18 protein-coding genes and 4 pseudogenes are annotated in these 22,941 nt (G+C 39.9%); 13 read left to right on the top strand and 9 right to left on the bottom strand.

Annotated features, from left to right (window positions below; genetic code table 11):
• Positions 1–124 precede the first annotated feature (124 nt).
• The 6 genes from CALPO_RS14605 to CALPO_RS0104805 all read left to right on the top strand — a co-directional run bounded on the left by CALPO_RS14605 (position 125) and on the right by CALPO_RS0104805 (position 7,214).
• A complete protein-coding gene (locus tag CALPO_RS14605; RefSeq protein WP_156940134.1) occupies positions 125–280 on the top strand; it encodes a hypothetical protein in 156 nt (51 codons plus the stop codon).
• A gap of 5 nt (positions 281–285) precedes the next feature.
• Positions 286–993 carry a gamma-glutamyl-gamma-aminobutyrate hydrolase family protein gene (locus tag CALPO_RS0104825; protein ID WP_169736182.1) on the top strand — a complete coding sequence of 236 codons (708 nt, stop codon included), beginning with the start codon at positions 286–288 and terminating at the stop codon, positions 991–993.
• A 28-nt stretch (positions 994–1,021) separates the two neighbouring features.
• Positions 1,022–2,653 carry an AMP-binding protein gene (locus CALPO_RS0104820; protein WP_026486316.1) on the top strand — a complete coding sequence of 544 codons (1,632 nt, stop codon included), beginning with the start codon at positions 1,022–1,024 and terminating at the stop codon, positions 2,651–2,653.
• Positions 2,654–2,900: 247 nt separating this feature from the next.
• Positions 2,901–4,667, top strand: a complete 1,767-nt coding sequence (locus tag CALPO_RS0104815) for an ABC transporter ATP-binding protein (RefSeq protein ID WP_026486315.1) — start codon at positions 2,901–2,903, stop codon at positions 4,665–4,667.
• Positions 4,667–6,445, top strand: a complete 1,779-nt coding sequence (locus CALPO_RS0104810; RefSeq protein WP_026486314.1) for an ABC transporter ATP-binding protein — start codon at positions 4,667–4,669, stop codon at positions 6,443–6,445. The genes CALPO_RS0104815 and CALPO_RS0104810 overlap by 1 nt, the downstream gene beginning before the upstream one ends.
• 52 nt (positions 6,446–6,497) lie before the next feature.
• Positions 6,498–7,214 (top strand): ThuA domain-containing protein, encoded by a 717-nt coding sequence (locus CALPO_RS0104805; RefSeq protein WP_026486313.1) that lies wholly within the window; start codon positions 6,498–6,500, stop codon positions 7,212–7,214.
• Positions 7,215–7,428: 214 nt separating this feature from the next.
• Here CALPO_RS0104805 and CALPO_RS0104800 read toward each other — a convergent pair whose 3' ends face one another.
• From CALPO_RS0104800 to mntA, 6 genes and pseudogenes are all read right to left on the bottom strand, one after another.
• Positions 7,429–7,863: a VOC family protein gene (locus tag CALPO_RS0104800; protein ID WP_026486312.1), complete on the bottom strand. Its 435-nt coding sequence runs from the start codon at positions 7,861–7,863 to the stop codon at positions 7,429–7,431.
• A gap of 90 nt (positions 7,864–7,953) precedes the next feature.
• Entirely contained in the window at positions 7,954–8,085 is a 132-nt protein-coding gene (locus tag CALPO_RS15330) for a DUF4461 domain-containing protein (RefSeq protein ID WP_218915144.1), read from the bottom strand.
• A gap of 76 nt (positions 8,086–8,161) precedes the next feature.
• Positions 8,162–8,851, bottom strand: a pseudogene (locus tag CALPO_RS14900) (ROK family protein).
• A gap of 259 nt (positions 8,852–9,110) precedes the next feature.
• Positions 9,111–10,412 carry an alpha-glucosidase/alpha-galactosidase gene (gene melA, locus CALPO_RS0104780; RefSeq protein WP_026486310.1) on the bottom strand — a complete coding sequence of 434 codons (1,302 nt, stop codon included), beginning with the start codon at positions 10,410–10,412 and terminating at the stop codon, positions 9,111–9,113.
• A gap of 106 nt (positions 10,413–10,518) precedes the next feature.
• Positions 10,519–10,947, bottom strand: coding sequence for a type VII toxin-antitoxin system HepT family RNase toxin (gene hepT / locus CALPO_RS0104775; RefSeq protein ID WP_026486309.1), 429 nt, complete (start codon positions 10,945–10,947; stop codon positions 10,519–10,521).
• Positions 10,937–11,359: a type VII toxin-antitoxin system MntA family adenylyltransferase antitoxin gene (gene mntA / locus CALPO_RS0104770; protein WP_026486308.1), complete on the bottom strand. Its 423-nt coding sequence runs from the start codon at positions 11,357–11,359 to the stop codon at positions 10,937–10,939. The genes hepT and mntA overlap by 11 nt, the downstream gene beginning before the upstream one ends.
• A gap of 136 nt (positions 11,360–11,495) precedes the next feature.
• Here mntA and CALPO_RS0104765 point away from each other — a divergent pair, with 136 nt between their 5' ends.
• The 4 genes from CALPO_RS0104765 to CALPO_RS0104750 all read left to right on the top strand — a co-directional run bounded on the left by CALPO_RS0104765 (position 11,496) and on the right by CALPO_RS0104750 (position 15,514).
• On the top strand, positions 11,496–12,308 hold the full coding sequence (locus tag CALPO_RS0104765; protein ID WP_026486307.1) for an AraC family transcriptional regulator: 813 nt from the start codon (positions 11,496–11,498) through the stop codon (positions 12,306–12,308).
• Positions 12,309–12,379: 71 nt separating this feature from the next.
• Positions 12,380–14,119: an ATP-binding protein gene (locus CALPO_RS0104760; protein ID WP_051585828.1), complete on the top strand. Its 1,740-nt coding sequence runs from the start codon at positions 12,380–12,382 to the stop codon at positions 14,117–14,119.
• An 86-nt stretch (positions 14,120–14,205) separates the two neighbouring features.
• On the top strand, positions 14,206–15,039 hold the full coding sequence (gene hag / locus CALPO_RS0104755) for a flagellin Hag (RefSeq protein WP_026486305.1): 834 nt from the start codon (positions 14,206–14,208) through the stop codon (positions 15,037–15,039).
• Positions 15,040–15,298: 259 nt separating this feature from the next.
• Positions 15,299–15,514 (top strand): hypothetical protein, encoded by a 216-nt coding sequence (locus CALPO_RS0104750; protein WP_026486304.1) that lies wholly within the window; start codon positions 15,299–15,301, stop codon positions 15,512–15,514.
• Positions 15,515–15,586: 72 nt separating this feature from the next.
• On the opposite strand, the pseudogene CALPO_RS13265 reads toward CALPO_RS0104750, so the two are convergent.
• A pseudogene (locus tag CALPO_RS13265) lies at positions 15,587–17,014 on the bottom strand (ISLre2 family transposase).
• Between the two features lie 95 nt (positions 17,015–17,109).
• On the opposite strand from CALPO_RS13265, the gene CALPO_RS0104740 reads away from it, so the two are divergent.
• Together CALPO_RS0104740 and CALPO_RS14595 are read left to right on the top strand one after the other, a co-directional pair.
• The gene (locus tag CALPO_RS0104740; protein WP_026486303.1) at positions 17,110–18,366 is read left to right on the top strand and encodes an IS110 family RNA-guided transposase; all 1,257 of its coding nucleotides are present in this window, start codon (positions 17,110–17,112) and stop codon (positions 18,364–18,366) included.
• A 142-nt stretch (positions 18,367–18,508) separates the two neighbouring features.
• Positions 18,509–18,670, top strand: coding sequence for a hypothetical protein (locus CALPO_RS14595; RefSeq protein ID WP_156940132.1), 162 nt, complete (start codon positions 18,509–18,511; stop codon positions 18,668–18,670).
• A 348-nt stretch (positions 18,671–19,018) separates the two neighbouring features.
• Here CALPO_RS14595 and CALPO_RS0104730 read toward each other — a convergent pair whose 3' ends face one another.
• Positions 19,019–20,308, bottom strand: a complete 1,290-nt coding sequence (locus CALPO_RS0104730; protein WP_026486302.1) for an IS110 family RNA-guided transposase — start codon at positions 20,306–20,308, stop codon at positions 19,019–19,021.
• A 457-nt stretch (positions 20,309–20,765) separates the two neighbouring features.
• Between CALPO_RS0104730 and CALPO_RS13260 the strand changes: the two are divergent.
• Positions 20,766–21,786: pseudogene (locus tag CALPO_RS13260) on the top strand (IS256 family transposase).
• Between the two features lie 419 nt (positions 21,787–22,205).
• Here CALPO_RS13260 and CALPO_RS14400 read toward each other — a convergent pair.
• Positions 22,206–22,941: pseudogene (locus CALPO_RS14400) on the bottom strand (IS30 family transposase); the annotation flags it as partial.

The raw sequence follows: 22,941 nt of genomic DNA, 5'->3' as shown, positions 1-22,941 counted from the left end.
CTTATATTCTAGCACATGGTCATTTAAAGCACAAGGGCAACCCCCTTTTATAGTTTCATGGCTTGAAATGGCTACTGTAAAATGGTATACTTTTTCCAAAGCGTCTCACAGGGGGGAAAACGTCGTGAAAGACATTTTACCTTATCTGTACTTACCTCTTATCAGCCTGGGTGGCATGGGGCTTGCCTTCGGGGCAGTCTTGGCCTATAATATGAGAAAGCTTAAATCCAAGGAAAAAGTCAAGCGATCTGAGGTAGAGGATTTACACGGGAAGGAATGATGCCCATGAAGCCTGTTATCGGGGTGGTATCTGCGTACGACTATGACAGGGGTTATTCATTTATAAAATCGGGTTATTATGAGGCCATAAGGGCTGCTGGAGGTATACCTGTAATTCTCCCCATGTGCCATGATGGCGATTATCCCCAGGAGGTTGTAAACCACATCGACGGCCTTCTGCTCACAGGGGGATGCGACGTAGACCCGGCTTTATACGGTGAAGGTCCTCACAGGCATCTGGGCATGGTTTCCCCTGAGAGGGATAGAATGGAGCTGAAGTTGATAGAGCTGTGCGCTAAAAAAAATGCGCCGGTGCTGGCTATATGCAGGGGGATTCAGGTGTTAAACGTGGCTTTTGGGGGCACCCTTTACCAGCACATACCTGATCAGGTAAAAGAAGCCGTAATGCACGATCAGGGCAATACACCTTCATATCACGGCATTCATTCTGTTGATATAGTAGAAGGCTCCGTGCTGTACCGCATAGTGGGTAAAAAGACGCTGGCGGTTAATTCTTTTCATCATCAAGCCGTAAAAAAAGTGGCGTCGTGCCTTAAAGTGGTTGGCCGTTCACAGGACGGTGTCATCGAGGCAGTAGAAGGGATTGGTTCTAAATTTTTGCTGGGCGTGCAATGGCACCCCGAGCGCATGTGGGAGAGAAGCCCGGAAAATCTCAGGATCTTTGAGCATTTTGTAAAGTCTTGCTATTTCTAAGCTTAAGCGATTGGAGTGAAACAAACCGATGATAGAAATGACTATAGGACAATACCTGGATTATATCGCATCAAAGTACCCTGATCATGACGCTGTAATATTTGAGGACCAGGCGAGGTATTCCTATCGCACGCTGAAAAATATGGCAGATAGAATGGCAAAAGGTCTTATGAAGATAGGAATAAAAAAAGGAGATCCCGTGGCCATCTGGGCCACTAACATTCCTGAGTGGGTGGTAACCCTATTTGCTACCGCCAAGATAGGTGCTCCTCTCGTCAGCATAAACACCGCGTACAAGCAGCACGAGGTGGAGTATATACTGAAGCAGTCAGACGCCGCGGCGCTGGTGTTCATTGACGGCTTTAAAGACTTAGATTATGTAAAGACCGTTTATAACCTGGTGCCTGAATTAAAGAAATCCCCTAAGGGGGCTCTAAAAAGTTCTCGATTGCCGCGTTTGAAATCGGTGGTATACATAGGGGATAAAAGCCTTCCTGGCGTTTTCGGCTTTCAGGAGGTTATGGAAATAGGGAATTCTGTGCCAGATGAGATGCTTGACAGAGTGCAAAGGAAACTGCATTCTCATGAAGTGATCGATATACAGTATACATCTGGTACTACCGGTTTTCCCAAAGGCGTCATGCTTACCCATTACGGATTGCTCAACAACGGAGATGCTATAGCTTCTCGCATGAACTTTACCGTAGAGGACAGATTGTGTATACCTGTTCCTTTGTTTCATTGCTTTGGTTATACCCTATCTATCATGGCATGCCTTTCAAAAGGTTCTGCTATGGTACTGGTAGACCATTTTAACCCCATAAGGGTGATGGATGCTATACAAAGGGAAAAGTGCACAGCAGTACACGGCGTTCCCACCATGTTTATAACCATGCTGGAACACCCGGATTTTAATACGTACGACTTTAGCAGCTTGCGGACAGGTATAATGGCCGGTTCTGTGTGCCCAATAAAGGTCATGAGAGCGGTGGTGGACAGAATGAACATGAAGGAAATAACCAGCGTGTACGGCCTTACAGAGGCCTCACCCGGCATTACCCAGACCAGCGTATACGACACGGTGGAGGATAGGGTGACGACGGTAGGGTATGCGCTGCCTGGAGTAGAGGTAAAAATAGTAGATCCTGCAACAGGTAAAGAGGTGCCGCCAGGAGTACAGGGCGAGGTAATGGCGAGAGGCTATAACGTCATGAAAGGATACTACAAGATGCCAGAGGAGACCTCTAAAGCCATAGAGCCTGACGGATGGCTTCATACAGGGGATATCGGTGTGATGGATCACAGGGGGTACCTTACTATAACAGGAAGGCTCAAGGATATGATAATAAGAGGTGGAGAGAACATATCCCCTAGGGAGATAGAGGATTACCTTTATCATCACCCTGATATTAAAGATGTGCAGGTGGTAGGGGTACCGGATCACAAGTACGGAGAAGAGATAATGGCATACGTGATACCAAAAGAAGGCCGTCGGCTTACGGAACAAGACGTGATAGAATACGCTAAAGCTGGACTTGCCAGGTTTAAGGTGCCAAAATATGTACGGTTTTTGGATAAATTTCCCGTTACAGCTAGCGGCAAGGTGCAAAAGTACATTTTAAGGGAAATGGCTGCAAAAGAAATTATGCGATTAAAATAGCGCTTTTAGCTCCGATGTTTTTGGAAATCGGAGCTATATTTATGAAAGGAAAAGTCGGGAAAAATCCAGATGGTGCAAAAAATTTTACTAAATAGTAAGCAGGGGAAGAAAAGCAGAGTATTTTTTTGATTTTGAAGGATAATGAGGGAATATGATGGATTATGAGGATTGAAACATATGGGAATGATGGTATAATCATAGAGGTAATTGGCAACCGGCAAATAAAATTTATGAAAGGTGTGTTTTTATGGATATCCTCAAAGGCCTCTTTGAGTTTGCAAGGCCATATCGAAGGTATTTTTATCTAGCCGGCGTGTTTATGTTTGCAAACATAGGACTGGGTATGATCAACCCATATCTGCAGAAGCTGTTGGTCAATAAGGTGTTGCTGGAAAAGCAAAAAGGACTGCTGGTATATCTTTTAATGGGGATGCTAGCAGTTAGCATTGTGACATCCGCATTTGGATACCTTTACTCTTATCTAGTGGAATACACATCTCAGAGGACCATAGCTGATATAAGGCATAAAATGTTTAATCACCTCCAGGAGGTGTCCTTTAGCTTTTACGACAAGGCGAGAACCGGTGAGCTCATGTCAAGGCTTACAGGCGACCTGGAAGGAGTAAGGGTGTTTTTGCCTGGTGGCTTTTTGCAGTTTTTTAATAGCACCACCACGTTTGTAGCTTACCTTGTAATGCTCTTCACCATCAATTGGAAACTCACACTGCTTACCCTTATATTATCGCCTTTTTTAGTGACTCTATCCATGAGATTTGACAAAAAAATAAGGTCTGCTTTTGACGAGCTGAGAAAGCAATATGCCGTCTTAAATACCACATTACAGGAAAACATAACGGGTATAAAGGTGGTTAAAGCGTTTGCTCAAGAGCCCATGGAGATCCAGAAGTTTAAAAGGGAAAATATAAACAACATGAACAGGGGCATAGATATAGGGTTTATATCGGGCAGGTATTCACCTGTCATGTGGTTTATTGGCGATATGAGTTTTGTGATGCTCATATGGTTTGGAGGTTACCTTGTGGTCAAAGGCCAGCTGTCGTTGGGCTCCCTTATACAGTTTAACGGCTACCTCTGGTCTATGATATGGCCTCTTAGGGCGTTGCCTAACATCCTGAATATGTACGAACAGGCCAACGCTTCTGGCGAAAGGATATTTAACCTTTTAAACACCAGGCCGCAGATAAAAAATCCTGAACACCCTGTAATACCCCATAAGATAACGGGAAACATCGTATTTGAAAACGTCTCTTTAAAGTACGACGAGGAAATGGTATTAAAAAACGTCAATATAGATATCCCGGCAGGAAAAAAGGTAGCCATCATGGGGGCTACTGGATCGGGCAAGACCTCTATTGTCAATCTCATCGGCAGGTATTACGATGTGACCAAGGGTAGGGTACTGGTTGACGGGTACGATGTCAGGGATCTGGACCTCAAGGCGTTGAGGAGAAGTATAGGCATAGTTATGCAGGAGACGTTTTTGTTCTCAGATACCATTAAAAATAACATAGCCTTTGGCAAACCTGATGCCACTATGGATGAAATAATCGCTGCGGCTAAAGCTGCTCAAGCCCACGATTTTATAATGGAGATGCCTGAAGGGTACGATACGGTGGTGGGCGAAAGGGGTGTGGGCTTGTCAGGAGGGCAGAAGCAGAGAATAGCGATAGCCCGGGCCATTCTCAAAAATCCGCCCATTCTCATACTGGACGACGCCACGGCCAGCGTGGACATGGAGACCGAAGCCGAGATACAGCGAAATTTGAGCGAGCTGGCTAAAGGGCGAACCACTATAATAATAGCCCACAGGATTTCATCGGTAAAGGATGCCGACGAGATCATCGTGCTGGAAAACGGCAGTATAGTAGAAAGAGGTACCCATAAGGAGCTCATGAAGCTTAAAGGGCGATATTACCGTAACTTTAAAGAGCAGTTTAAAGCCATGTTTACCGATGAGATGATAGAGAAGATGGTAAAAGAGGTGATCGCCTGATGGTTGTAAATAGGTATGACCAAGATGAAGAACTGGAGAAGCCATTTAATGCAGAGCAGTTTAAGCGTTTGGTGAAATTTGCGTTTCCGTATAAAAGAGAAATCCTGCTGGCCACCATAATGGTGCTGTTTGTCACGGTGGGCAGCCTTGCAGGGCCTTACATTTTGAAAATCGCAATAGACGATTATATAGCTAAAAAAGACCTAATAGGGTTGGGGCGCATATCGATTTTGTATGTGGCTATAACCTTTGCGATAATGTATTTAAATAGGACCAAGACCTTTATCCTCTCTAAAACCGGACAGGAGATAATATTCAATATGAGGCAACGGCTGTTTGAACACGTGCAGGGACTTTCTTTCAGGTTTTTTGATAGCAGACCTGCGGGTAAGATAATGATGAGGATAATAAACGACATCAACGCCCCTGCGGACCTCATAACCAACGGCTTTGTCAACGTATTAAGCGACCTGGTCACACTGGTGGGCATCATAGTTATAATGCTGAGTATGAACGTGAGACTGTCATTGATCACCTTTGCGGTGTTGCCTTTTTTATTCGTGGTGATAACCGTGCTAAAAAGGCGCATTAGGAAAAGGTGGTTTGACGTACGGCAGAAATCTTCAAACATGAACGCCTACCTCAATGAGAGCATCCAGGGGATGAAAGTGACCCAGGCTTTTGCCCAGGAGCAGGCCAGCGAGGCTGATTTTAACCAGTTAAACGGCGATATAGTCAAAACGTGGATGAAGGCTATAAGGCTAAACAATTTCTTCGGGCCTGCGGTAAATATTACAGGCGCGCTGAGCACCATGCTGGTTTTCTTTATGGGATCGTATATGTACTTTAGAGGGGAAGCGACTGTTGGCGTTATTTTTGCGTTTTTGAGCTATATTGGGAGGTTCTGGGGACCTATAAACGATATGAGCAATATATACAACATGCTGCTGGTCACCATGGCATCCATTGAAAGGGTGTTTGAACTGTTTGACCAGACACCTGATATAGCGGATCTGCCCGATGCCTGCGAACTACCTGAAATCAAGGGTCAGGTGGAGTTTAAAGATGTTTCTTTTTACTACGACTTCGCAAAGCCTGTTCTCAAAAACGTCAATTTTACCGTTAAGCCAGGAGAGACCATAGCGCTGGTAGGTCCTACGGGTGCAGGCAAGAGCACTATTGTAAATCTAATAAGCCGCTTTTACGATCCTGTAGAAGGGCAGGTGTGCATTGACGGCTATGACATTAAGCACGTCACGCTAAAATCTTTAAGGTCACAGATGGGCATCGTGCTTCAGGATACGTTTATATTTGCAGGGACCATATACGATAATATAAAGTACGGCAGGCCCGATGCTACCTATGAAGAAGTGGTGGAAGCCGCTAAGGCCGTTCATGCCCACGACTTTATAATGGAATTTGAAGACGGCTATAACACCCAGGTCAATGAGAGGGGTTCCAGGCTATCCGTGGGGCAGAGGCAGCTTATATCCTTTGCTAGGACGCTGCTGGCTGACCCTAAAATACTCATATTGGACGAAGCCACATCCAGCATAGACACCCATACAGAGGTGCTGGTTCAGCAGGCGTTGGAGAGATTGCTGGAAGGCAGGACGTCCTTTATCATTGCCCATCGGTTGTCCACCATAAGAAACGCCGACAGGATATTCGTCGTGGAGGACGGCCAGATAAAGGAAATGGGCAACCATGAGGAGCTTATGGCTAAAAAGGGTATATACTATAAACTGCATATATCCCAGTACAAGTTCGCCGTGTAGTGGAGTTATGGTATAATAATCAGTATGAAAATTGAATTTAGGAGGCAAAAAAATGATAAGAGTTACTGTGTGGAATGAGTATATCCACGAGAAACAGGATCCAAAGGTGGGCTCTTTATACCCTGAAGGTATACACGGAGCTATAGCCAGTTATCTTAAAGCACAGCCGGAGTTAGAGGTATGTACAGCTACCCTGGACCAACCAGAGCATGGCCTTACCGATGAAGTATTAAATCAGACTGATGTCCTGATATGGTGGGGACATGTGGCACATCATATGGTAAGCGATGAAGTGGTGGAGAAGGTCTACAATAGGGTATTAAACGGTATGGGCCTTATCGTGCTGCACTCAGGTCATTTCTCTAAGATATTTAGAAAGCTTATGGGTACCTCCTGCGACCTTAAGTGGAGAGAGGTAGGGGAAAACGAAAGGATATGGGTGGTAGAGCCTGGACACCCTATTGTCCGGGGAATAGGTGAGTATATAGATTTACCTCATGAAGAGATGTACGGTGAACGCTTTGACATACCTGCACCTGATGAGCTGGTTTTCATAAGCTGGTTTAAAGGGGGAGAGGTTTTTAGAAGCGGTTGTTGCTTCTACAGAGGCAAAGGCAAGATATTCTATTTCAGGCCGGGCCACGAGTCTTTTCCCATTTATCACAACGAGCAGATACTCAAGGTTATAGACAATGCTGTTCGCTGGGCAGCACCTGTAGAGGGACCTACTCCGACATTTGGAAATGTAAAGCCACTGGAGCAGTTATAATCTATGGTTTGGTAGTTTCGTGTTCTGCGTTTTATAAGGGGCTGAGAATGTTAATCTGAACTCACAAAGAGGCAAGCTTTTATTTATATGGCTTGTCTCTTTGTTTATATATAAAATATGTATAACTTTCTGATAGCATTTTTGTGGGTAATTCGTAGAATAAGAAAAAAGCGAATTAATTCAACTACACATTATGCTCATAATGCAGCAATTGTTAATTATCTTTTTTTTCCTCCCAAAGACGTGTGCGTTCTTCAAAGCTCACTTCTTTGTGTATTTGATGCAGCATCCATTGATAGCCGAAAGCGTCTCTAAATATAGCGTTTGACACTCCGTAATCAGGCATTTCAGTTACTGGTTGCACCACTTTACAACCCGCGCTGATTGCCTTCGAAAATGTTTCCTTGATGTCAGGAACGAGGATGTTAAACCAAATTGATTTGGGTTCGTCTGGGCTTGGTGCTTTCAATTCGAATTGCGGGTTTTCATCCAACATGTGAAAGCGTACTCCGTATAGGGAAAAAATGACTTCATTTTCACCTTTGGGAAAATGTGTAACCTCAACACGCTCGATATCAAATATTTTTTCGTATAATTCCAATGCTTTCAAGCTGTCTGTAACAACCATATCAATTTCTACTCCAACCATTATGAACACACTCCTTTTATAGATTTATAAATAATCTTTACTTCGCTATTTCCTACTAATACGCAATAAATATTGCATTAACTATTGTCATTATATACCTTTATCGTAATCTTCACCATATCTGCGTTTTAGAATATCTTTCAACCGTTTAACTTCTTCCTCTAATTCCTTTATACGCTTGTTTTTTGCAGCGATAAGGACATCTTTGCTTGCATCGGTCATCTCCCGTTTAACTTGCTTAGGAGAAGGTAGCCTTTCCTGTTGTTGTTTTCGGAGAGCCTCAATACGGTCATAATGGTTATAATAAAGGTATTTCTTTGAAACATTGACTCCACATATCTATTTGTTCTCTCATGAACTTGTTACCTTGTCTGGCATTCTTTACTATATCTGTCCACGTGATGTGATCTGCCTGTAATTCGGACCGCACCCTTTCAACCACCTGAGGAATTGTGGCGTAAAGCTCCAGGCATCCACGGTTACCGCAATCGTATTCTGGACCATTTATATCTACGGTGATGTGGCCCTATTCGCAACCATGGCCTGTTCCTCCTCGGAATATCTTATCGCCTATAACCAGGCCGGCACCTATACCCTCATCGACAATCATATAGATATAATTTTCAACGTTTCTCGCTTCACCAAAATATTTTTCGGCAAGAGCACAGGCATTAGCTACATTATCACTGTAAATTGGGAGATCATGGCTATAAATAACTTTCTTTAAATCGGTGTTTTCCTTATTCTCAATAGTATGGGTATCATTTTTGTATTCAAAAAGTATTTCACCGTCCATGTTGACGAGGGCTACTGCAAAACCATATCTTGATATGTTTATACCGATGGCGTGGAGATAACTGGAATTGAGTTCTAGAGATATTGGTCTACGACCGCTGGTCGTTTCTTCAGGGCCTAGTTCGTTGACGAGATTTCCCTTAATTAAATCATTTATAATATTTGTTATGGTTGGCTGGGTTAAACCCGTCATATTGGCCAGATCTATACGGGAAAGAGGCCCTTTAAAGTACAGAGGCCTCATTATAAGAGCTCTGTTTAAAATCTTAACGTTGCTAAGGTTGCTTCCTTTAAACTTCATTTCACTAATCCAAATATATTCTTAATTAAGTATATTAATTTAATTATATCACATTGTATGGAAGTTGGCTATATAATATAATATATACAGCAAAAAGACCTCTGCATATTCAGAGGTCTTTTGAAATAAAATTTGCCTGTGGTTTTTCGCATTATTTAAATTTCGGTAACCAATCACCATGGGCTTCAATGAGGTCGTCACACATGGCCCTGATCTCGTCAATGGTGAGCTCTGCTGCTGTATGGGGGTCCATCATTGCTGCCATGTATATGTAATCCTTCTTTAAAGTAAATGCAGCTTCTAAGGTGAGTAGCTGTACGTTTATATTTGTCCTATTGATAGCTGCGCACTGCTGAGGCAGATCTCCTACATAACAAGGGTTTATGCCGTTTCTATCTACCATGCAGGGCACTTCAACTACAGCATCGTAAGGGAGATTTGTGATAAGGCCGGTGTTTAATACGTTGCCGTGGATTCTGTAGGGCTTATCCGTGACAATAGCTTCCATTATATAAGAAGCGTATTCGTGTGTCCTGTGGTGCTCTATATTCTTGTTCTCAACTAAGTCCTTCCTCATGGCCTCCCAGCCTTTAATCTGGTTTACGCACCTTCTGGGATACTCGTCCAGAGGGATGTTGAACCTCTCTATCAGCTCAGGATGGGTGCTCTTTATAAACCACGGAACGTATTCGGCGTTGTGCTCGCTGGACTCTGTTACATAGTAACCGAACTGTTTCATTATCTCATAGCGCACCATATCGTTGTGGGGCGTGGGCCTGCTGAATGCCTTTTCTTTTATCTCGGGATACAGATCCTTTCCATCTCTGGTGATCTCTAAAAGCCAGGCTTGGTGATTGATGCCTGCGATTTTCCACTGCACGTTTTCAGTGCTTATACCCAGCGGCCTTAAAAGTCCCGGCACGCATCCCTGTACGCTGTGGCAAAGTCCTACTGTTTTTACGCCAAACCTTATAAGGGCTCCCGTTAATATGGCCATGGGATTGGTGTAGTTTAAAAACCAGGCATCAGGGCATACCTCAGCCATGTCGTCTGCAAATTCTTTAAGAACGGGGATGGTCCTCAATGCCCTGAATATGCCTCCGATTCCCAGGGTATCGGCGATGGTTTGCCTCAGGCCGTATTTCTTAGGAATCTCAAAGTCTGTGACAGTACAGGGCTCGTATCCGCCCACCTGTATGGCATTGACCACAAAATCAGCACCTCTTAAGGCTTCTTTTCTGCTTTCCACGCCAAGGTACGCTTTTATCGTAGCGTGCCCCCCGTAGTTTTCATTTATGTTGTTGAGCATCATCTCAGAGTCTTTAAGCCTTTGAGGATCGATATCGTATAAGGCTATCTCGCACCCCTGTAATGCAGGCGTGAGCATCACATCGCCCAGTACGTTTTTGGCAAACACGGTGCTTCCAGCACCCATAAACGTGATCTTAGGCATTTTAAAACCCCCTGTGATTAAACGATTTCATGAATAGATTATAGCGGCACTCCATGGAAAATCCAATGACTTGATGGGGTATAAATATGGTATAATGTGAGGTAGCCTACCTGGGCTTGTTCAATAAGGAAGCTATGAATGAAATAAATTTCTCGAAATCCTGTATGTTATTCTGTAGGATGTTGTAGACCTCAGATTCATCGACATCATCATAAAAATGCACGATTCTATTGCGAAATTTGGCCATTAACTTATATGTATTAATCATATCAGATGGCAATATGTTGTGCTTTCCAAGAATCTCGAACGTATCAGCATAGGTCTTAGGGGGTTCGAAATTTTGCCTTGATATGATGTGATTTCCGATGTCGATCATTGCTTCTATTGCTATTTGAAGATTATATTTTGCCGAATCATAATATTTGAAATCTGATAGAAATTCTTTTGGTGTAAGTCGCGATAACTCATTGAGGTTATTTATGGATCTTTTAATTGTATCCAGTTTTTTAATTATTTTATCCACGTCATAAGGCATTCTTGCTCAGTCCTTTGATATAATCATCGTAAAAATATTTTAATGTAATTCCATAGTCGCCGTATACATTAAACACGTATTCTTTAAAATCTGCTAACTTTATGTCGTCTTTACAGTAAAGCAAGTCACCGGTGTATATTACATTGTGCTTTAGGTTAATAGGAGCTTTATTTAGGTTGACAACATCCACATCATCTCGTTTCAGAATATCACTTATATATATTTCTAATGCCAATTCTTCATCCAATGTAGGGATCTTGTCGTATAAAACGGCGAAATCAATGTCACTAAATTTGTTATAATATGCTGTTCCATAGGAGCCAAAAATATATAATGCGATTATATTAGGATTTTTTTGTAAACATGAATTAATGGCACTTATTTCATTTTGTATTAAACTCAAATTTCTCATAATTCGTGCTCCTTATATATTTTTATATTATTTTTTTTATATTATTATACCACAACCATAAAGCACTTAACATGGAAAATCCAATGACTTGATGGGGTATAAATATGGTATAATGTGAGATAGAGGAGATGGATGTATGTACGATTTTCACACAAATTTAAGAGAAGGTATCGATTTATGCGTATACCACTGTGGCATGGAAGAATGTGAGCCAGGGCACTCCTACGGGCCTGCTGTAAGAGACCATTTTCTTATACATTATATACTGGATGGGCAGGGGAGATTTCATATCGACGGAAAGGTATATAGCCTTCGCAAGAACCAGGGATTTCTCATATGCCCTGATATAGTCACTTATTACGAAGCTGATAGAGAAAACCCATGGACATACACGTGGGTAGGGTTTCAGGGCATCAAGGCTGAGATGTATTTAAAGTACGCAGGGCTTACGCGAGAAAATCCTATATTTACTTACGATAAAGGGAATTACGTAAAGGAATGTTTTTTTAAAATGATAGATGCCTCTAAGCTGAAAAAGGGCGGCGAGATACGCCTTCAGGGCCTTTTATACCTTTTTCTTTCAGAACTTATAGAGGCAGCAGATGGGTATGTTGAGGCGGGCAAAAAACAGCAAGAGATATACATAAGAAAAGCTATCCAGTACATAGAGATGAACTATTCCAGGGATATAAGCGTAATGGAACTGGCAAGGCATATAGGCCTTGACAGGAGCTATTTATGCTCGCTGTTTAAAGAGTATCTTAAAGTATCCCCTCGAGAGTACCTAATAAAGTATAGGATGGATAAAGCGTGTGAGCTTATGAAAAATCCTTCGCTGTCCATAAGCGATGTAGCTCGCTCAGTAGGCTACAGCGATCCGCTGGGTTTTTCCAAGATGTTTAAGAAAGTAAAGGGGTGTAGCCCGAAGGCGTATAGGGAAACGTATTGATTGATGGACGGAACAAGATTTTATGCACAGTTTATTTCAGATTGGCAAAAATATGATATTATATTAAAGGAATGTTAAGAAATGGGGATGGGATATATTATGTGGGGAGTGATAGTGTGAAAATACCGTATGGCATATCCAATTTTAAGAGATTAAGAGAAGAAGGTTATCTATATGTAGACAAGACGATGTTTATAGAGAAAATAGAGAAGTTAAACAGTAACTATTTATTTTTCATCAGACCTAGGAGGTTTGGTAAGAGCTTATTTTTGTCAACTCTGGAGAATTATTATGATATAAATGCCGTAGATGACTTTAACGAATTGTTTGGGGATTTGTATATAGGTAAAAATCCAACCAATCAGAAAAATAAGTATATGATCTTTAGATTGAATTTTTCGGGCCTCAATACGTCCAATAAAGATTCTCTGGAAGAATCATTTAAATTAAGATTGCTCAATTCGGCAGAGGATTTTTTTAATAAGTACAAAAATATTTTTGGAGAAATTGATGGCGTAATAGATAGGATCAAAAATATTGGAGATATTAGTTCTATATTTATCACCGTTGTTAACCAGGTTAAAAATGTAGACGGGAGGATTTATCTTATAATCGATGAATACGACCATTTTGCCAATGATATTATAGCAATGGGTGAAAGTCAATTATATAAGGAGATTATTAGGGCATCAGGATTTGTCAGGGATTTTTATGAAACCGTAAAAATAGGAACTGAAAGCGTTGTAGAGAGGATATTTATAACAGGGATTTCGCCTATAATGCTGGACGACCTCACCAGCGGTTTTAATATAGCTTTGAACATTACGATGGATGTGAATATGAATGAGATGCTGGGCTTTACGGAAAGTGAGGTTAACGGGATAATCGAAAAATTGGGTATAGAAAGAAAAGATATTATGATAAATTTAAGAGAATATTATAATGGATATTTGTTTAATGAATTTTCTACTGAAAGGGTATATAATCCCGATATGGTCCTATATTTTTTAGACCAGTTTATAAGGTTTAATCAACGACCGAGATATTTGATTGATGACAATGTGAAAATGGATTACGGAAGGCTTAATAGATTGTCCATGAATATAGAAAATCAAAGGATACTGAAGAACATAGTCGAAAATGAAGGGATAACCTCTGATGTTGTAACGCGGTTTTCCTTCGACAGGATGTACGATCAGGAGTATTTCGTGTCGCTGTTGTTTTATATGGGTTTACTGACCATTGATAGAAAAGAAAAGTCCAGGCTTATATTAAAAATACCCAACTACGTTATAAAGACCGTGTACTGGGAGTATGTAGTTAACAGTATAAAAAGGGAATATAATATTGTCCTCGATACAGAGTCACTAAGGATTGCCATTGAAGAAATGGCATATAATGGCGATATAATGCCATATATAGATTATATAAGGGATAATGTGTTAAAAGCATTATCCAATAGAGACATGATTGATTTCAATGAGAAATACATAAAAGTCATACTGTTTTCGTATCTAGTATTAAGCGGCTTATACAGACCTGTAAGCGAAAGAGAAGTAGAAAATAGATACATAGATATATGCTTTGAGAGAGATATAAGGGCAACGGATGTAAAATACGAGTGGCTGATAGAGTTAAAGTATGTAAAAGAGAAAGACAGGAGTAGATTAGAAGCAATCAAACAAGAGGGATTAAGGCAGCTGGCAAAGTATGTAGACAGTAAAGGTTTTAAGGAGAGGAAAGACGTTAAAGCAGCGTTGGTGGTGTTTATAGGCAAAGGAGAATATATGTATTTTGAAAACCCCCTCTAAAGTTTTATGAGATATTTACGATAAATACTAGTGAAAAGAAGTGGTCAATAAATCCACCAAAATATACATAAGGGAGGAAGAGAAGGATGATAATAAACCATAACTTAAGCGCATTAAATGCGTGGAGACAGCTTTCAATTAATAACACCAACACACAAAAGGCCTTAGAGAAGCTGTCATCAGGTTACAGGATCAACAGGGCAGGCGACGACGCAGCAGGTTTGGCTATATCGGAGAAAATGAGAGGGCAAATAAGAGGACTGAGCATGGCACAGAAAAATGCTCAAGACGGCATTTCTTTAATTCAGACAGCTGAAGGCGCTTTAAATGAAACCCACTCTATTTTACAGCGTATGAGAGAACTGGTGGTACAGGCTGGTAACTTGGGTACCAATCAACCTGAAGACTTACAAGCGATACAGGATGAAATTAATGCATTAGCTCAGGAGATTGATGGAATCAGCCAGCGTACACAATTTAACGGAAAAACATTGTTAAATGGAGATTATTCATCTAGTGCTTTAGTATTTCAAATTGGCGCTAATCAAGCACAGCAATTGAGTTTAACAATTGGACAGATGGATGCTGCTACTTTGGGAATAGATACAAGTGCAACAATAAATGTAACAAGTAATAGTTTTAGTTTTGATGCTGCTATAAGTGTTATTGATATTGCTATTAATACTGTGTCGGCAGAACGTTCTAAATTGGGTGCCACTCAGAATCGTTTGGAACATACTATTAACAATTTGGGTACAGCAGAAGAAAACCTAACTGCAGCTGAATCGCGTATAAGAGATGTAGATATGGCCAAAGAAATGATGGAGTTTACAAAGAACAACATATTGAACCAGGCAGCGACAGCTATGTTAGCGCAGGCAAATCAATTACCACAGAACGTGTTGCAGTTACTGAGGTAAGAAAAAAGGGGGGGAGGCAAGGCCTCTCCCTTATAGTATTTCTTGAGACTGTAAAAAATTTTGTGTAAAATGATTAAAAACCTCTTTCTTGGTAAGAATTCAAAAATAAAGCAAACCGAGAAGGAGCATTCCTGTAATGAATAAAAATGGGCCAAAATGAACCAAAAAGAACTTTGAAAAAATAAGTACCTCCTGATAAAATACAGAGTGTAAGTTCTAGAACTTACCTCGAATTAACGAAAAAACAGGAGGTACTTAAATGAAGTATACACAAAACGAAAAGATTTTGCAAGTGACAGAAAAAACATGTTTGTGTCAAGAGTTTGTAGGTAAATTTTCTAATAACTCTACCTCACCGCTTTTCATAAACCTTGTTGGTGAAATTATAAATATCATTCCATATTTGGCAATTGTTGATTACACACAAAAAGCAACAGCTCCTCACACCGGTCGCCCTCTTTCAAAAAAGCTCTGATACCCTTGACCGGTATCCTCTCTCAACCTATTATATTCCTCTCTTACCCTCAAATCTCAGTACAAACTGTCTTTAAATGATCGCTGCAACACTTACATGGCTTAATTCTTTTAATACATACTTTACCCACGGCCGACTGGCAAAGGGCCCTTTTAATGCAGGCAGTGATACTTTAACCCATTCCTCTATGTCTTCAACTCCTTTTTTCTCTTCCGACTTTATCTGCGCCATCTCTTTGAGCTTTCTCTGTTCCATTGGCCAACGTAAAATATATTTCTCTAACTCTCCATTGGCTCTCTCTGCTAATATTCGAGCTATCCTGTCTCCACCGGATGTGCTCCACCTGGCTCCCAACCGTTTCATCCGTCGCGCTATGTTGTGCTGTATCTGCCCTTCGATGGTTCCTAGTCGTCCCTCTTCATTTAACGCAGCTATCCCTTCCCAATTCTTTGTGAGATAATCTAAAAGAGCTATGACTTTCTTCCTTCGATTCCCTTTCGTTTTCTTTATCTCTTCTTTTAGCGTCTCTTGAGTCTTCTCAAAGTCGCTTTGGTAAATAGCTTCTCGTACTTTGTTGAAAGTTTCTTCGTCATACCACAAGGCCTCTGTTAGATGCTTGCTAATGTGATATGGGTCCAGCTTGTACTCAGCTCCAGGAAAATATTCTAATCCCTCTTTTGGCCAATCGGCTCCATCTCCTCCTATGTATACTTTTTCTACGCGATTTAGGTCCCATTTGCTCCCGGCTTTTGCATATGTTTCTCCCCACATGGTCTGGCTATCCGCTCACCCACTCACTACAATCTTGTCCTTCAGTGCATACTGTTCATAACCTATTTTTTCTTTGCCTTCACAGGCTACTAGGTGCTTTATTTCTCCTATCTTATTGTCCGCTCTTTGCAGTCGGATCATTACACCATCGCTTTCAATACAAAGGGTTGATGTAATTTCTTGCCCTTGAGGCAATTTACCTTCTTCAAATATCTCTGTCCTCTTTTTTTCACTCTCTTGTTTTAAAGTTTCTCCTAAATCCTTAACGACTTTCCAGATTGTCATTGTACTGATATTGGGAAATAGTTGGCTTAAAGTTTCGGCAACACGCCTGAAGGGCATCTCTATACTCAGCTTCACGGCTATCTCTCTTAACCTTGGAGTTATTTTTGCCCGTATTGGCCAACCCAATAGATCATCCAACAAAAACCTGGTCTCACCTGTCTTTTTGTTTCTGTATAAGCGTCTTCTATATGTAAATTCGCCAAAGGTGCTTATGGCATCTTTTTTTCTAAATCCTATTACTTCCCAGGTTTCACGGTCGCGTTCATTCATCAAACGTGTATCCATTTGCTCCAGTGCCCATATGAAAATCTGGTTACAGACTTTCTGGCAGAGTTCATATACTCCTTTTTCGAGTTCATAAAAATCTTTGCTTTCATTGATTATTTTTATTAATCCGTTGCAAAAAAGAAGGACTGCACCTACTATGTGTCGAATATTTAACATAAGACCTCACACTCCTTTGTATTTTTATTTTTTTTAGGCGGTGAGGTCTTTTTTCTACATTTGAGTACCTTTTTCCTTCTTAATCACCTACTTAAATTTTACACTGCCAAAAAACATTAATCGTAGGAGTGGACATTGCTAAAGAAAAGCATCACGCCAGAGCATTTGATTACAGGGGCGTGGAGTACGGTAAACGCCTGGAATTCGAAAACAACAGAGAAGGTATGGAAAAATTTCTTGCATGGGCGATGGATTTGATGAGAAAAAACAAAAAAGACCATTTGATGGTCGGTATGGAACCTACGGGCCATTACTGGTTGTGTTTTGCCCAGTATCTTAAAGATAATGACGTAAAGGTAGTGTTAGTGAATCCATTCCATGTAAAAAGAAGCAAAGAATTAGACGATAATTCACCAACAAAAAGCGACCACAAGGATCCCAAGACAATAGCAATGCTTGTCAAAGACGGCAGGTATGTGGAGCCCAATATACCCGAAGGGATATACGCAGAATTAAGGGCTGCAATGGACATACGCGAGAGATTAAACAAGCAATTGGGGATGATAAAGAACCAGGTTGCAAGGTGGCTTGACATATACTTTCCTGAATTTAATACAGTATTTGCGGATTGGGAAGGCAAAGCAGCACTTGTGACGTTAAAAGAATTTCCGACGCCGGAGAAGATAGCTAAAAAAAGCATGGAAGAGATACTATCATGCTGGAAAAAAGAAGTACAACGTGCAATAGGCCAAAAAAGGGCAATAGAGCTCTTAAATGCTGCAAGAAAGAGTATAGGCAGAAGAGAGGGCATCAAGATGGCAGAATACGAATTAAAGAGTACCCTCGAGCAATATGAACTGCTTAGAAAGCAGCTTGAAGAGGTAGATAAAGAAATAAAAGAGCTTGTGATGCAGGTACCTGGAGTTAATGAGATGTTAAAGATCAAAGGCATAGGTATAAATACAGTAGCAGGATTTATTTCAGAAGTAGGAGATATAGAGAGATATGAGCACCCAAAGCAGATACAAAAGCTGGCGGGATTAAATCTGGTAGAGAATAGCTCGGGTAAACACAAAGGGGAGACAGTAATAAGCAAAAGGGGGCGAAGACGATTAAGAAGCATATTATTCAAGGCAATAATGCCGATTGTGGCAAAGAATAAAGAATTCCAGGAGCTTCACAAGTACTACACGACCCGGGCACAAAACCCATTAAAAAAGAAACAATCATTGATAGCATTATGCTGCAAGATGATAAGGATATTCTACGTAATACTGAGAAAAGGCGTAAAATACGATCCGGTTAAGATGCTAAAAGACATAAAGAGGCCCCCATTACAGGAAGTTGCGTAATAAGCATCGCATCTGCTCGAAGTCTTGGGCAAGTACTACCGTCTCAGCTTTGTTTTGTTCATGTCTTAAAAGCTGACCCTTGACAGCCTCGCGTTCTGCGATGGTTAGGACAATTAAGCGGTGCAAAGGATAAAAAAGAAATATGCATTTCAAGAAGATAAATTACGATTTGAACATTGACAACAAGAGCAGGAATAGTCAGGTAAGAATTTTCACCATAAGGGCAGAGACCCTGCGAAGGAGCGTAGCTGACATCCACCTCATGGCAGGTAGAACGAAGGAATTAAGGACGAAGATCCTGTGAGACATGGGAGGGTAAGCCCCATGAGATAAGTGGAGGCATTCCGCCAGAATATGGAAATAACAAACGAGGCTTATTAAGGTTACGCATTTAGAGGGAATATGAGTAAAAAATGATAATATAAGCCATAGAGGGTTCTTGTTGCAATGAGAAAATCGAAGAAAAACGGAGATATCGTGAGAAAATGAAAGATAATAGAGACCAGCTAATACTTGTCAAGAGACTTTTTAAAAAGTAAAAAAATTTTTAGTTAAATGCAGTATTTAAATTAATCGCACAACAACAAAGCCACCTAAAAATGGTAAAAAATAGCTGGCCTGAATGATACAATTGAACCTTGACAACAAAATATTAAGCCGTTTTTCCCCGTTGCTGTAACGCTTTAAGAACGAGTAATTTTTTATGTTCTTCAGGTGTTCTTAACATAAAAGGGCTTTGATCTCTCAACACGGCAAAAATGATATATACAAGCTTATGCATTACGGCAACTAAGGCGACTTTTTTAGGCTTAGAAGCAAGCTTTTGGTTGTAATATTCAAATAGTACCGGGTTAAATAATTCCTTGTTGCATTTTTTTCGTACATTGGCCATTGCAGTAGTATATAATACTCTCCTGAGTATTTTTGAACCTCTTTTAGACATTTTGTTATTAGAACTTTTGAATTGTCCAGAATCCTTTTGAGAAGGATCGATACCGAAGAAAGCAACAAGCTGTTTAGGACTCTTAAAAGCCGAAAAGTCACCTATTTCACCAAGTATTGTAGCGGCTGTTATAGTATCTATACCAGGAATTGAATCTAAAAGTTCAATTGCTTTGCCAACATAGTCAGGATTATTTGTAATAATTTTATGTATTTCATTTTCAATCTGTTTTAAGAGGTCTTGAAATGTTTTAATTAAAGTAATGACAGTGTTTAAAAGAACATTGCTGCTAGAATGTTTGATGAATAAGGGTTTAACCTCATTTGCAATGTCTATAAGCTTGTCGTATTTGTTCAAAGACCATTTTAAACCTTTACGGCTAGCCTTAGAGATAATTTCAACAAGCATATCCTTTGGAGCATTTAGTATATCTTCTGGTGTAGGATAAGTTGAGAGAATCTCAAGTGCAGTTTTAGATGCTATGTTTCCGAAGATGTCATTGAACCCTGGGAACAATTCGTCCAAGATAGCAATTAGTTTATTTTTGTAAGCAGTACAGTCATCGGAAATATCATAATATTGCCTGCAGAGATTGCGAATGTCTAATATGGCTTCTACAGGCGTATTGGTAGGCTTGAGTTCCCTAAGCCTGTAGAGGATAGCAATACGGTAAGCATCAACTTTATCATTTTTTACTTTCCTTACGCTGATATTTTTGATAGAATCAGTTTGGATGGGGTTAACTACAATAACCTCATATCCAGAGTTTTTGAGGAAATGGAAAAGGAGTCTATGATAGTGGCCAGTAGCTTCCATGATAATTATGGGTGTCATAGCGAACTCCTTTTCCGCCTCTTTTAAAAGAGAGCAAGCTTTTCTGAAGTCGGATATGTTATGATGTACTCTCATTCTAGCAAATACTTTGTTGTCAGGGCTTAGGATGCACATATCACTGAATTTTTTACTAACATCAAAGCCAGCTATTGGTTGATTAGTCATAGTTATTAACCCCCTAACGAAAATATTTTGAAATAGGAAGATCCATTCCATTTCCCTGTAAGAATACAACCTTGCACGTGAAACGAGGAACCAACGAAAGTTGGCCTCAACCAGCCAAAACGTAGAATCTTACACGGAATGGATTGATAGTCTCTATTACGAGTAATCTCTTTCATATAGAAAGAGTCTCTGGGAGGAAGTGCATCAAACTTCCTATTCCGCAAGATATTATACTACGTTGTCAAGGTTCAGGCCAACAAGTTGGCGAAGTTAAAGACTAGAGATAATTACAGAAGGGCGCTTTTCCCTAGAGAAAAGCATATTTAAACGAAATGCTTGATTTTTTCCTTCTTCACTGAAGGGGAGAAGGAGAAATGGAAAGTTAAATATAGGTAACTCATTCAGTATTTTATTACTGAATTGTTACAACTATATCTTACAAGGGAGGTTTTTAAAAATGTCAATTTTGACAAAGGAACAATTAAAAAGTTTCATCAGTGAAAACAATATTCAATCTATTCCAGACCTTTATGCAATACTAAAAGACCTTTTTAAAGATGCTATCCAAGAAATACTTGAAGCAGAGCTCTCTACAGAGCTTGGACATGAAAAGTATGAGAAGAAAGACGAAGATACTTAAAAGACTGTAAAAACTCAATTTGGTGAAATGGAAATTGATATTCCACGTGATAAAGAAGGCGAATTTGAACCCAAAATAGTTCCGAAATACAAAAGAGACATATCAGGAATTGAAGAAAAAGTTATTACACTTTATGTAAGAGGTATGTCAACCAGAGACATCCATGACCAAATTAAAGACTTATATGGTGTACAACTTTCTGCTGAAATGGTCAGCAAAATGACCGAAAGAATAGTGCCGGAAATTAAAGAATGGCAATCAAGACCATCAGAAAAAATTTATCCATTTGTATTCATGGATGCCTTCACTACAAAATTAGAACTGACGGCCATATTATTAATAGAGCTGCATATGTAGTATTATTGTAACAATAAAAAGTACAAAAGACATATTAGGTATTATTCAGAAATACAAAGATGCATAATACATCAATTAAGGAATTGCTTTAAATATGTTTCATATAAACATCTTAAAAAGTTTAGCAAAGATTTTAAAGCAGTGTACCAGGTTGCTAATGAAGAAATTGCAAGAGATGAATTTGAAAAACTAAAAAGCAAATGGCAAAATACTTATCCCTACGCAATAAAGAGTTGGGAAAATAATTGGGAAGTTTCAAGCTCATTTTACAAATTTCCTAATGAATTAAGGAAAGTAATGTATACGACGAACATAATTGAAGGATTCCACAGGCAGCTCATCAGATGAAGCTTTAGAAAAAATGCTGTATTTGGTAAGTATGAATGTATTAAAGAAGTGGACAGTAGGATATGAAAATTGGGATATAGTGTTAAACCAATTAATTATAATGTATCCAGGTAGACTAGAAAAATATCTATAAGGGGAAAACCGAAAAAATTTTTTTGAGGACCTTAAGCCCTACGGTCTTCAAAGGTTCTCAAAAAAGCTCAGGCGATCCCTGATTAAATATTTTAACCAATTTAATTCATTTTAATGCATAAAATGTAGAAAAAAGGTTATACTAAGAAATGGGTTAAATAAAATATTAATTGATTCTTATCAAGAAAGAGCATGAAATTAATCTAAATACACAAAATATTTTTCACTCCCTATTTTTTTATTAAATATTTTATTTTCCACGTTATTTCTTAGTGCGTTTTGTTTAATGATTGGATGATACTCCTATATGAATATCTATTCTTTTTTAGTTCAATGGTTTTAACAAACTTTTTTTCACAAATACACATAATTCTGCCATTATGGTAAGTGTTAATTATTTAGCGCTTAATTTTTCTTAAACTACAGTATTAAATGCGACAATATTAAATGCGACACATTTTTTGGAAACCCGAATAAAGTATTATACCAATTCTGCGCCCGCTCAATTTGTGAAAGTGACAATTCACTGATAGCTGTTCCCTTAGGAATCAACCGCCTTACTAGGCCATTGTGCCTCTCATTAATTGCTCGTTCCCAGGCAGAGTAGGGGTGAGCATAGTAAATATCAATCCCATGGACGTTTAAATTGGCAAACTCACTACCGTTATCCGCAGTGATGCTCTTAAACACCCGAGAAAACATAAGACCATACTGGCTTTTTAGCCGCTTTAATGCTTCATCTACCGCCTCAGCAGTTTTACTTACCAATGAAAGGAGCAGATGATAGCGAGTTTTTCTTTCTGTTAGGGTCAGCAGAATATGGTCATTAGAGCGTCTTCCGAGAACAGTGTCGATTTCCCAATGACCGAGCTCCTCACGCTTTTCAATGCTATCAGGCCGTTCGCTAATACTTTTGCCTAACTTTTTCGGCCACAGAAAGAGCGATTCTTCTCATATACCGCCTGGCCGGTTTCAGGGAAGTATGCTTCATATGTAGTTAGATCTGTGCGGCGTTGAGTTGTGGTGCCACGTTTTATTTCGCGGTAAATGGTGCTGCGATGACGGCCAAGTTTTTTAGCGATTTGAGATGGTGAGAACCCTTCTTTTAAAAGAGCACAAATTTTACCTCTTTCATAAGGTGTAAGGATTTTAAAAG

Origin of the sequence: Caldanaerobius polysaccharolyticus DSM 13641, from assembly GCF_000427425.1 — a bacterium.
GTDB classification, from domain to species: Bacteria; Bacillota; Thermoanaerobacteria; order Thermoanaerobacterales; family Caldanaerobiaceae; genus Caldanaerobius; species Caldanaerobius polysaccharolyticus.
Note: the sequence above shows the minus strand (reverse complement) of the source record. Positions and strands in the feature narration are given on the sequence as shown.